10 protein-coding genes are annotated in these 12,598 nt (G+C 41.0%); all 10 read left to right on the top strand.

What is annotated here, in order from left to right; translation table 11 throughout:
* The first annotated feature begins 4 nt into the window (after window positions 1-4).
* The 10 genes from zipA to ACRWQM_RS06700 all read left to right on the top strand — a co-directional run bounded on the left by zipA (window position 5) and on the right by ACRWQM_RS06700 (window position 12,574).
* Window positions 5-1,030: a cell division protein ZipA gene (gene zipA, locus ACRWQM_RS06655; protein ID WP_434931645.1), complete on the top strand. Its 1,026-nt coding sequence runs from the start codon at window positions 5-7 to the stop codon at window positions 1,028-1,030.
* A 75-nt stretch (window positions 1,031-1,105) separates the two neighbouring features.
* Window positions 1,106-3,112 (top strand): NAD-dependent DNA ligase LigA, encoded by a 2,007-nt coding sequence (gene ligA / locus ACRWQM_RS06660; RefSeq protein ID WP_434931646.1) that lies wholly within the window; start codon window positions 1,106-1,108, stop codon window positions 3,110-3,112.
* Window positions 3,113-3,171: 59 nt separating this feature from the next.
* Window positions 3,172-3,675 carry a DUF2919 domain-containing protein gene (locus ACRWQM_RS06665; RefSeq protein WP_434926490.1) on the top strand — a complete coding sequence of 168 codons (504 nt, stop codon included), beginning with the start codon at window positions 3,172-3,174 and terminating at the stop codon, window positions 3,673-3,675.
* Between the two features lie 92 nt (window positions 3,676-3,767).
* Window positions 3,768-4,967 carry an HD-GYP domain-containing protein gene (locus ACRWQM_RS06670; protein ID WP_434931647.1) on the top strand — a complete coding sequence of 400 codons (1,200 nt, stop codon included), beginning with the start codon at window positions 3,768-3,770 and terminating at the stop codon, window positions 4,965-4,967.
* Between the two features lie 8 nt (window positions 4,968-4,975).
* On the top strand, window positions 4,976-5,782 hold the full coding sequence (locus ACRWQM_RS06675; RefSeq protein WP_434931648.1) for an NAD-dependent epimerase/dehydratase family protein: 807 nt from the start codon (window positions 4,976-4,978) through the stop codon (window positions 5,780-5,782).
* Between the two features lie 68 nt (window positions 5,783-5,850).
* Window positions 5,851-6,066, top strand: coding sequence for an RNA-binding S4 domain-containing protein (locus tag ACRWQM_RS06680; protein WP_434931989.1), 216 nt, complete (start codon window positions 5,851-5,853; stop codon window positions 6,064-6,066).
* A gap of 10 nt (window positions 6,067-6,076) precedes the next feature.
* Window positions 6,077-6,463 carry a ribonuclease E inhibitor RraB gene (locus ACRWQM_RS06685; protein ID WP_434926487.1) on the top strand — a complete coding sequence of 129 codons (387 nt, stop codon included), beginning with the start codon at window positions 6,077-6,079 and terminating at the stop codon, window positions 6,461-6,463.
* 292 nt (window positions 6,464-6,755) lie between these two features.
* Window positions 6,756-7,517 (top strand): TSUP family transporter, encoded by a 762-nt coding sequence (locus ACRWQM_RS06690; RefSeq protein ID WP_434926486.1) that lies wholly within the window; start codon window positions 6,756-6,758, stop codon window positions 7,515-7,517.
* A gap of 69 nt (window positions 7,518-7,586) precedes the next feature.
* A complete protein-coding gene (gene sbcD, locus ACRWQM_RS06695) occupies window positions 7,587-8,879 on the top strand; it encodes an exonuclease subunit SbcD (protein WP_434931649.1) in 1,293 nt (430 codons plus the stop codon).
* Window positions 8,879-12,574: an AAA family ATPase gene (locus tag ACRWQM_RS06700; RefSeq protein ID WP_434931650.1), complete on the top strand. Its 3,696-nt coding sequence runs from the start codon at window positions 8,879-8,881 to the stop codon at window positions 12,572-12,574. The genes sbcD and ACRWQM_RS06700 overlap by 1 nt, the downstream gene beginning before the upstream one ends.
* The last annotated feature ends 24 nt before the right edge of the window (window positions 12,575-12,598 follow it).

The following is a 12,598-nucleotide window of genomic DNA, read 5'->3' on the forward strand; positions in this document are numbered from 1 at the left end:
TACAATGGAAGATTTACAGCTAGTGTTGTTAGTTTTAGGTGCAATCGCAATTATTGCGGTTCTTGTGCACGGTTTTTGGTCGATTAGAAAACAGCAACCAAAGTCGATGAAAGAAAGCCCTATGGCAAACTTCTATAAAGAACAAGCCGATCGACGCGATTCAAATGGTTTCGATAATGATGGTATTGGCTCTATAAGGGTACGTAAATCAACTGAAGTTGAACCTCCTGTGCTTAAATCTGCCTTTAATAAAACCAGCACGATATTTAAAACCGCGCAGGACAAAGATAAACCTGTTGAGATGGGGTTATATAAAGCGGCTGAGAAAGCACAACAACAACAAACATTAATCGGCCAGCAGTCATCAACTGATAAAAAGCAAGCGCCATTAAACGCGGCTAATGGAGATGTTGAAAGTCGCGATGTTAAAAATAGAAATCTTGAAGAAATAAAGCTACCGAATTATGCAGAATCTAAAGAACAGTTGTTACAAACTAAACCAGATAAACAACAAGTGTCATTTTCTGAACAGCAAAATATACAAGATAGTCAACCAGTGCAGTCAGCGGTTGTAAAAGTGGCTACTGATGTCGCCGACTCGAAACCAGAGCAGCCACTAGGCGATCCAACAGATGTATTAGTATTGCATGTTGTGTCTAAAACTGGTGAATTATTGCAAGGTGCTGAGTTATTGCCCGCATTGTTGTCGTTAAATTTTAAGTTTGGTGATATGGAAATTTTTCACCGTCATATTGATAATGCCGGAACAGGCAAGGTGCTATTTTCGTTAGCTAACATGGTAAAACCCGGGGTGTTTGATCCTGATAATATGGAACAATTTGTTACCGAAGGTGTGGTGTTGTTTATGACATTACCTTGCTATGGCGACCCTAAAATGAACTTCACCATTATGCTTAATTCCGCCATGCAATTGGCCGAAGACTTAGACGCTGAACTGTTAGATGGTAAGCGTCAGCCTTGGAATGATGCTGCTAAAGAAGATTATAAGCGCCGGATCGCAACCGCTTAATATCGAATATTTGTTGTTTATTAGTATTATAAGGCCGCTAATGCGGCCTTATTTATTATATTACGGATTAATATCATGCAAGAAATTCAAACTGAAATCGCTCAATTATCTCAAGCCTTAAATCAACATAATATCAATTACTATGTAGATGACGCACCTACTATTCCTGATGCTGAATACGACCGCTTAATGCAGCGTTTAATTCAACTTGAGCGAGACTTCCCACAGTTTAAATCTTCTGAATCACCGAGCCAGCGAGTGGGTGGTTTAGCGTTAGCAAAATTTGATCAGATCACCCATTTAAAACCTATGCTAAGTTTAGATAATGCGTTTGAACAAGCCGACTTTGAAGCATTTAACAAGCGTATTACAGATAAGGTCGGGCAGCTAGAGTATGTGTGTGAGCCCAAATTAGATGGTTTAGCGGTATCAATTACTTATCGTCATGGCGTACTTGAACGTGCAGCAACCCGCGGTGATGGCGCTGTTGGTGAAGATATTACTGACAACGTGCGCACCATTAAGTCAATCCCATTAAAACTGCGGGGTGAAGGTTACCCTGAATTAGTTGAGGTGCGCGGTGAAGTGTTTATGCCCAAAGCCGCCTTTGATGCTTTAAACCAACGTCAAATGGCGAAAGATGAAAAAGCTTTTGTTAATCCCCGCAATGCCGCCGCCGGCAGTTTACGCCAGCTTGATAGTAAAATTACTGCTTCACGGGCGCTGGGGTTTTATGCTTACGCTTTGGGTGTGGTTGAAGGTGAATCAATGCCTATGGCACAAAGCCATTTTGGTCAGTTAATGCAACTTAAAGTTTGGGGCTTGCCTGTTAGTGCTGAAGTAAAAGTGTGTGATGATTTAGATAAGGTATATGCCTATTATCAGGATATTTTAACCCGCAGAAGCGCACTTGCCTATGAAATCGATGGGGTGGTGATTAAAGTTAATGCGATTCAGCAACAGCTTGATTTAGGTTTTGTGGCTAAAGCGCCACGTTGGGCAATCGCCTATAAATTTCCTGCTCAGGAAGAAATGACAGTATTAGAGGCAGTTGATTTTCAGGTGGGCCGTACTGGTGCAATTACTCCTGTTGCTCGATTACAGCCTGTTTTTGTTGGTGGTGTTACTGTGTCTAATGCCACATTACATAATGCCGATGAAATCGCCCGTCTTGGGGTGAAAATTGGCGATACTGTGATTATTAGACGTGCCGGAGATGTAATCCCTAAAGTCGTCGCTGTGGTGTTAGAACAGCGTGCCGACAGTGCCAGGGATATTGTTTTCCCGCTATGCTGCCCAATTTGTCAAAGCGATGTCGAACGTATTGAGGGGGAGGCTGTTACTCGTTGTACTGGTGGATTATTTTGTGAAGCACAGCGCAAAGAAGCGATTAAGCATTTCGCCTCCCGTAAAGCATTAAATATTGATGGTATGGGCGATAAAATTGTCGAGCAGCTGATTGACAAAGAACTGGTAAAAAGCCCCGCGGACTTATTTGCTTTATCTGCGTCAGCGATAACTATGCTTGATCGTATGGCAATGAAATCAGCCACAAAATTAGTTGCAGCAATTAAAGATGCCAAATCAACTACCTTAGCGCGTTTTTTATATAGCCTAGGTATTCGTGAAGTTGGCGAGGCCACCGCAGCAAACCTAGCGGCACATTTTAAAACTATTGAGGCAATTCGTATTGCTTCAATTGAACAGCTATTAGACGTTGATGATGTTGGCCAAATTGTTGCTCAACATATCAGCCATTTCTTTGCCCAGGAGCATAATTTAGAGGTGGTGAATAAATTGCTCGAAAGCGGTATTAACTGGCCATCTATCGAGCAAACAGATGAAAGTGGTTTAAGTTTAAAAGGTCAAACCTGGGTATTAACAGGTACCTTAACCCAATTGAATCGCAATGATGCTAAGGCACAACTTCAGGCGTTAGGCGCCAAAGTCGCAGGTAGTGTGTCAAAAAATACCGATTGTCTAGTCGCAGGAGAGGCCGCAGGCTCTAAACTCGCTAAAGCACAGGAGTTAGGTGTAAAAGTGATTGATGAAGATGGTTTAATCGCTATTTTACGGGCTTAATATGAGTAATATAGCGAACGACTCTACTCATATCTTTGTTAAAAAGGTCATTGTGTAGCATGGATTTTAGCAACATTACTTGGCTTGATGATAAAGGCCATATAAAGCCGCCTTACTTCTTGTATATAATTTTGGTGTTTTTAGCCCGTGGTTGGTGTGTTTTTATTGCCTCTTTGACCCAGTTTAATGATCAGTCTGGGCTAGTAAGGTTGTTTTACCCGCACAAACAAGATTTTATTTTGGCATTATTTGCTGGGTTAGGTGCGGTATTTTTGTATGGACTGATTATTGCTGAGCGTAAAAGGCAATGGCACTGGTTCATACCCTGGTTTAAGCGTGGAAAAGCCATACTGTGGTTGTTATTGATGCTTGATGCAGGCATGTTGATACAACGTTTAATACATGCTGATTTTTTATTTAGTTTGACCTATGCGCTGGATGCTTTATTCCTATTTTGGACCAGTATTTACCTGTTCAAGTCTAAGCGTTTACATCATTACTTTAATGATTGGCACATCATTGATGAACAAGACGATGAACAAGATGATAAAAAAGCAACTTAATTTCAACATTTATTCTATAGTGTAAGTACTCGATATCTATTTTGAACCATGGCTCCGACCACAATAACAATTCAGTATGGAAGACATATTCATTGGCTAAACAAGAATCTATCCAAATACCACTTTCTGAGCTTATATTGGGGCTGACGATAAAGCTGCCTTTGCCGTGGACACAAAACCCTTTTTTTATTAATAAAATTAAGCTTGAACAACAGGCTCAAATTGAAATAATTAAAGGGCTGGATATTGATTTTGTATTTGTACTGGCTGGTCATGATTTGCTGCCTACTGTTAGCGAAGTTGGGGAAGTTGAAGAAGAAACTGAAGAAGAAATTGTTGAAACTGATTATAAAGCGCTAGCCAAAAAGTCGATGCGTATCGGGCAGAAACGATTTATGAAAGCGATCAATGATAGCCATAATATGTTTGGTCAAGTGATCAGTGATCCTGAAGGTATGTACCGTGAATCAGCAACATTAGTTGAAGACTTATTAGAACACTTACTCGAAAGTGAAGCAGTATATTTATCCCTAGTTGATCATGGTAAGAAAGAGAGCAGCCTGACTTCACATGGTGTTTCAATTGCCGTACTTTCAATGGCCATTGCTCACTTAAATAATATGGATAAATCAAAGCTAAGGGATATTGCTTTAGGGAGTGTGTTACACGATATAGGTAAGCTTAAAGTACCTGAGGCTATTCGTCGTAAGCATGGCGAATTAACTGCCCACGAAGTTAATTTCATGAAGATGCACCCCAATTTAGGTTATGACCTAGTTAATCGCAGTGGTCTGTTTCCTGCAGCGGTAGTCGATATTATTTTACATCATCACGAATTTATAGATGGGTCAGGTTATCCTGATCATCTCACTGAAAAAAACATTGCCGAAACCACCCAAATTGTGGCTTTGGCCAATGATTATCAAATGTTGATGCATCAGTACCATTCACCTCAATTGGCGTTAGGTATATTGTTTAAACAACGGACCGGTCAGCATTCAGCTCATTTAGTGTCACTATTAGTCAAAGTGTTGGGTATTTACCCTCCTGGAACATTAGTTAAATTGTCTGATGATCAAGTCGCAAAAGTGATGATGACTACCCGTGAAGTTAAAAAGCCCCATGTTTGGTCGTGTAATATCAGTGGTGGTCATCCCAGCCTTCGTTTTTTAATTGACGGTGAAGTCGAAATTGTTGAAGTGGTCAAAAAAGACAGTTTGAGTGATGGCGCGATAAAAACCTTGCAAGCAGATAATCTTATCAACTTCTATTTTAATCATTTTTCCTACTAAGGTATTTTATGGCATCTGTTACCATCATTGGTTGTGGTTGGTTCGGCTTTTCGTTGGCTCAATCACTTATAACACAAGGGCACCATGTTAAATCTAATAAACGCAAACAAGCAGATTTAATCGCCTTATCACAAGCTGGCATCACAGCATATCAATTAGATCTTAGTACAGAAATCGATGTGGCTTCCGCTACCGAGTTACTTGATAGTGACATGCTTGTGGTTAATATACCGCCGGGTCTTAGGCGTGGTGAAACAGACTATATGGCAAATCTTAATTCGCTAAAAACAGTGATTGGGGATAAACAATACCAACGAGTCATTTTTATCAGTACATCAGGTGTTTATCCTAGTGAAGATAAGATTATGACGGAACAAGACGCCACATCACATAGTCCAGTCAGTGACATTTTGTTACAAGCTGAATCACTTTTTTCTTGTATGGGCAATGCTTGTATCGTCAGATTTTCAGGGCTTGTCGGGCCTAAACGACATCCTGGACGCTTTTTGGCTGGCAAAGAAAATGTTAGTGGCGGTAATGTAGCGGTTAATCTGGTTCATCTTGATGATTGTGTCGCGGCAATAAGCCTTATTCTAAGTTCATCTACAGTCGGTGCTGTTTATAATCTTTGTGCGCCAGACCATCCAACAAAGCAAACTTTTTATAGCCAGGCTGCTATCCATGCTGGAACGAGTGCACCGACTTTTAATCAACAAATTTCGCCAAGTAAAGTTATTGATGGCAATCTTATATGCCAACAGCTGGGCTTTATCTATCAGCAACCTCATCTATTAAAAATGCTTGATGCTTGCTAAGCTGCCATAGGGTATAATTTTCGTTTGATCTTATGAATTAGTTAATCAAGGTGAAATCCCCATGGTAGATTTTTCCATTATTACCCGGCGATGAATTCGTTGAACTTTATAAAGTGCTAAAAGTACAAGGTTTAGTGAACGGCGGTGGTGAGGCAAAACATGTTATCACTGAAGGTCAAGTTACCGTTAATGGTGATGTTGACACCCGCAAACGTAAAAAGTGTGTCGTTGATGATGTAATTTCATTCAACGGTCAAATGATTAAAATAGTGCCAACAGTTTAAGGAATATCCCATGCAATTCCCTGATGATGATAACGGACAAATGTTGGCTGCAATGGCTGAGTCTGGTATTGATTTAACCCTTGAATTAGAAGTCGATTTTTTCCTTGTTTTTGATGATAAGCGCGATGCTGAATCAGCACTTGAAGTGTTAAGCAAACAAGATGAAGAAGGTGAGTTAGAACTCAACTTTGATGAAGATAGCAGTAAATGGGAAGTCATTGTGTGTACCAATATGGTGCCAGATTATGATGCATTAGTGGCTAAAGAAATCCAATTAAACGACTTTGCTAAAGAGTTTGATGGTGTTTCCGATGGTTGGGGCGTGATGCAGCATCAAGAAGGTGACGGTGATTTTGCCGATGACGATCATGTACATGATGAACATTGTCGTCACTAGGGGTACAGCCATACTCGTTACTATAAGTATGGGTTAGTCTAGATATGACTAACAACTAGAAGCCACCTTTAATAGGTGGTTTTTTTATGCCATATAAAATGACAAGGTTAAATTAATCAATATTAGCGCAATAAGCCTGTAAACGATATGAACAGCATTCGATTCAAATGGTGTTTGTTTAATCTTAAATAAGCCTCTTTATTAAGGTTACAGTATTTTCTAGCTTTGATACTTTGTAATTCTGTTTTAAAGCAGGTTTAATACCTCTCTTTGCCTGTCCTGGTTGCGATACATGTTTGAACTCACTTTACAAATTGGCCTAATTTTATTTGCCGTTGCGCTGCTTGCTGGTTTTATTGATTCTATCGCGGGAGGTGGAGGCTTAATTACTATTCCTGCATTGATGTGGGCGGGTTTACCGCCCGCGGCGGCATTGGGTACCAATAAGCTACAAGCTTGTGGTGGCAGCTTTTTTGCGAGTTTATATTTTATTCGCAAAGGCATGGTTGACCTTAAAGCCATTAAACTCTCATTAATATGTGCTTTTTTAGGTGCCGCTGTAGGTACTATTTTAGTTCAAATGATTGATGTTGAGGTGTTACAACTGGTATTGCCATTCTTAATTTTAGCCATTGGCTGTTATTTTCTATTTTCTAAAAAAATTGCAGAAGATGATCGTCACCAAGTGCTCACCCCGACCGTATTTGCCTTTACCGCTGCACTGAGTGTCGGTTTTTACGATGGTTTCTTTGGCCCAGGTACCGGAAGCTTTTTTGCGCTAGCCTTTGTGTCATTAATGGGCTTTGGTTTAGCTAAAGCCACAGCACATGCAAAAGTGCTGAACTTTTCAACCAATATAGCGTCGTTAATATTCTTTGTAATTGGTGGTCAAGTTGTTGTCGTGCTTGGGCTTATTATGTTGGTTGGCCAGGCTATAGGCGCCACCTTGGGTTCACGGTTAGTGATGACCAAAGGCGTGAAAATCATCAAACCCTTGGTGGTGGTCATGTCTTTTGCTATGAGTATAAAACTCTTGTGGTCACAATATATGTAATGTCGAACATCCGCACCCAGTATTTATTTCAGTGGGTCGTATTGAAAACGAATTAGAGTAAAGGTCATTATGCGCATTATTCATACTTCAGATTGGCATTTAGGTCAGCATTTTTTTGGAAAAAACCGCGCCGCAGAACATCAAGCTTTTATGGCTTGGTTACTGCTGCAAATTGAGCAACATCAGGTTGATGCCTTAATTATTGCTGGCGATATTTTTGATACCGGCACGCCGCCAAGTTATGCCAGAACCCTTTACAATCAATTTATTGTACAAATGCAGCAATCCGGTTGCCAGTTGATTATTTTAGGTGGCAACCATGATTCAGTGTCCATGCTGGGCGAGTCTAAAGAACTACTTGCTTGCCTAAATACCCTAGTGATCCCTGGCGCATTATCCTCACCTGAAGAGCATGTTTTTGTGATTAACAACCGTCAAGGTCTGCCGGGTGCCATTATGTGTGGTCTTCCTTTTTTGCGTCCCAGAGAGTTAATTCAAAGCCAGGTAGATGAAAGTGCAAAAGATAAGCAATTAAAGCTTGGCAATGCAATAGCCCAGTACTATCAAGCAAGCTTTGAACAAGCACAGAACCTGCAAGCGCAGCATAAAAATGTTACAAATGAAGATTTACCGATCATCGCCACAGGACATCTAACGACTGTTGGCGCCAGTACGTCTGAGTCAGTGCGCGAGATTTATATTGGCAGTTTAGATGCTTTTAATGCCAACTTATTTCCACCTGCGGACTACATCGCTTTAGGGCATATTCATCGGCCTCAAAAAGTCGCTAAAACTGAGCATATTCGTTATTCAGGCTCGCCATTAGCATTAAGTTTTGATGAGTTATCAAAAGATAATCAGTCTAATAAAAGTGTGTTTTTAGTGCAGTGGCAGGCTGAAGGCCCTATGCAGGTAGAGGCACTTAATATTCCTATGTTCCAACCTATGCAGTTTATTCGTGGCAACCTTGCTCAAATTCAGCAACAAATAGCATTATTTGCTGACAGTAATGACGATAACGTGTCTAGCGCTTCTGATGTTTCTGGCTCATTCAAACAAACTTGGCTAAGTATCGAGGTCACTGAACAAGATTATTTATCTGACTTACAGTCAAGAATTATCGAAATGACTCAACATAAAGCTGTCGAAGTACTGCAACTTAAACGTGCTCGTGCTAACCGTAAAGCGGCAATGCAAATTAATCAAAATGAAACCCTGTCAGAATTATCAGTAAAAGAGGTTTTTCAACGCCGACTAATGCAAGAACAGTTTGATGATGAAGCATTTAAACAACGGATAATGACCAAGTTTGACCAATTACAGCAAGAAGTTGAATTGGCGCAACAAGCGGAGAATAAATAATGAAAATACTGTCTCTGCGATTTAAAAATATCAATTCACTTAAAGATGAGTGGAAAATTGATTTTACCGCCAGCCCATTTGCTGAAAACGGTCTGTTTGCCATTATCGGCCCAACGGGATCGGGTAAAACGACTATTTTAGATGCGATTTGTTTAGCGCTTTACCACAGAACACCGCGCTTAGCTGTGATATCAAAGTCAACTAACGAGCTAATGACCCGTGGCACCAGTGAGTGTTTAGCTGAGGTTGAATTTGAAGTAAAAGGGGTCGGTTATCGGGCATTTTGGAGCCAGCGTCGTGCCAGAGATAATGCCGATGGTAACCTACAGGATGCGCAAGTTGAGTTAGCACAAATGGCCGACGGTAAAATTATAGCCAGCCAAATAAAATTAAAATCTGATGCCATGGAAAAAATAACCGGTTTAGATTTCGCGCGTTTCACTAAGTCCATGATGTTATCTCAGGGCGAGTTTGCGGCATTTCTGAATGCCGATGCTAATGTCAGAGCAGAGTTACTTGAAGAATTAACGGGCACGGAAATTTATGGTTTGATATCTGAGCGAGTGCACCAGGAATTTAGCCAATCTAAACAGCAATTACAGTTACTCGAAAGCCAAATTAACCATGTTCAGGTATTAAGTACCGATCAAGTGTTAGAAAATAAAGCGTTGCAGCAAACGTTAACCCGCGAATTGGAAACATTACATCAACAGATCGAACATAAAAATGTGTTCTTGCAGTGGCACAAGCAACTGACTCAATCCACTCAACACCATTTAGCTTGCCAAAAAGCGTTTGAACAGGCAAAAGTAGCTATTGATGAGCAACAAAGTGCATTGCAAAGGTTAGCGGATAGTGAGCCAGCGCAGCAGCTTAAACCGATATTTGAACAGCAAGCTTATTTAGCCAAAAAGCTGGTTGATTTAACCATGCAAATCGAACGCATTGGTCAGCAGTTACAACAATCAAGCATTAAGGTAGGCCAAAATGAACAGGCTTATATTGCTCAGCAACTCACAGTCGATGCGGCTAAAACCTTACATAAACAACTATTACTATTAATTGACCAGCAAATTATACCCTTAGATCATGATATTAAAGTGTTAAAGCAGCAGGTTGAGCGTGAGCAGCAAACCCTTGCCAAACAACAGCAAGACCACCGGGCTGTTAGTAAACGCCTTATCGATAGCCAAAACGCCATCGCGAATATCAACCAAAACCAGCATCATTTAACTGATTTGGTGAGCCAGTTTCCCTTGGGGCAGGTTATTGGCCAACATATTGCTTCTTGGAAAACTCAGTATCAGCAATGGTTGTCTCTGGCTAAAAACCAACGGGAGTATCGCGCCGAGATTGATGTTCATACGCGCACATCGGCAATGCAACAACAGCTAATTGATAGGGTACAAAAAAGTATTACTGCCAATAGCGAGCAAGTAGTGCTTTTGAGTAGCGAACAGCAAAACCTAAAAGCCAATATAAGCCAATTGTTAGCGGGTAAAACCGAAGGCGACTTACAAAATGAACATCAACAGATACTAGAACAGCAAGGTTTTCGAGAGAAATTGACACAACTTGCACAGGATTACACTCTCGGGCGTCAAGTTTTAGCTGATGGGCAACAGGCTATTCATCAGCGCCAACAGGAAATGGTTGATAAAGATAAGACGCTTACCCAAACACGGGGGCTGTGGAGCGATAAAAATCTGCAATTAAAAGATGTACAGCAACTACTCAAGCAAGAACAGCGCATTGCTGATTTAACCAGTGAGCGAGCAAAATTGATTGAGGGTGAGCCATGTGCATTATGTGGTTCAATTGAACATCCTTTAGTGACTGAATACCAAGAACTGGATTTATCGCACACCGAGCGCCGAGAAGCCGTGTTACTCGATGAACTGGAACAATTGAAAAAACAAGGCGAGCAGCAAAAGCAAGCGCTAGCCGAGTTGACTTATATTCAACAAAACCAACAAATCGCTATCCAAGAGTGGCAAGGAAAACTGCTGCAATACCAGCAGCAAGCAATAGATTGCTGTCAGGCTTTGGGCGTGAGCTTTGATTTGATTGATGTGCAAAGTCAGCAAGCCATTGCTGATTATAATGCCCAAATAGATGCATATAAAAAGCAGTTGTCAGATGTATTGTTGCAGCTTAAAGCCCTTAATGAATCAGCCAGCCAATTGGGTGAGCACATGATTCAATTGGAACAGCGACAAAACGCTGAAAATAGCCAGTTGCAGTTGGCACAACTTGAGCTTAAAACGGCTCAGCTGCAAATCGATAAGCACACCCATCAAATTAACGAAATTGAGTCGAGTTTAAGCGAGATCAAACAGCAATTAACTCATCATATCAGCCAATGTGATTTAACATTTCCCGATTGGGCTGACGCCGCTTCATGGTTAGACTCACTTGAGGCCGATATTCAACAATGGCTAGATGCTCGTCAAACGCTGGATAATAATCGTCAGCAATTGGCATTGCTGGAGCAGGAATCACAGCAATATCAGCATCAAGCAATGCAAATCGCCGAACAAATTGAGCTGGCTCAAGTAGTATTAGTTCAAACCCAAGAGGATTTACAGTTAAAGCAGCAGCAAAGAGCTGATTTATTTGCCGATAAGCAAGTCGATGAGGTCAAGCATCAAAGTGAACATGATCTGATGCTGCAAGAAAGCGGTTTGCAGGAAAAATTCACTCAACTGCAAGATAGTAAAACTCACATTCAAGCCCTAGCCACCCAAAAACAGGGATTAACTCGTCAGCTTGAGTCAGAGAATCAAGACCATCAACAGGTTGCTGAGCGTTGGCACCTGGCATTAACAGCCAGTCCATTTGAAAATGCAGCGGCATATCACCAAGCATTGCTGGCGCCAGATGAACATCAAAGATTAACAGTATTGAAGCGCCAGCTTGATAATCAATTACAAGAGTCGCAGGTGTTATTCACTCAAGCTGCTAAAAATAACAATGAACTACAACAGCAAGGCGTGTTGCATGCTTTTGATGTGTTGCAAATAGATGAGGTCACGTTAGAGCAGCAAATACTGCTTGAACGCCAGCATCTTCAGCAACAAACATTATGGCAGTGCCAGCATGCCTTAAAACAAGATCTAGAGTTAAAAGATCAACAACAAACTTTACTTGAACAGTTGACGCTGGCAAAGCAAGACTATGATGACATTGCCTATTTACATTCATTAATTGGTTCACAAAAGGGCGATAAATTCCGCCGTTTTGCGCAAGGTTTAACGCTCGACCATTTGGTCGCCTTGGCTAATAAACAGTTAGATAGATTGCATGGTCGCTATCAACTTGAGCGCAAAGATAGCGAAGCACTAGAACTGCAGGTACTGGATACATGGCAAGGTGATGCAATTAGAGATACGCGAACTTTATCTGGAGGCGAAAGTTTTTTAGTCAGTTTAGCATTAGCACTGGCCTTGTCCGATTTGGTCAGCCATAAAACCAGCATTGATTCATTATTTCTTGATGAAGGCTTTGGCACGTTAGACAGTCAAACATTAGATACAGCGTTAGATGCGTTAGATAATCTTAATGCTTCAGGCAAAATGATCGGTGTGATCAGCCATATAGAAGCCATGAAAGAGCGCATAGCTGTACAAATTAAAGTCAACAAAATGAATGGACTTGGTGTAAGTAAACTACAAAGCCAGTTTGCAATAGCTTGAAACAATTCAGGGCTTGATCTGGCT

Origin of the sequence: Shewanella sp. HL-SH5 (assembly GCF_051163755.1) — a bacterium.
In the GTDB taxonomy this organism is placed as follows: domain Bacteria; phylum Pseudomonadota; class Gammaproteobacteria; order Enterobacterales; family Shewanellaceae; genus Shewanella; species Shewanella glacialimarina.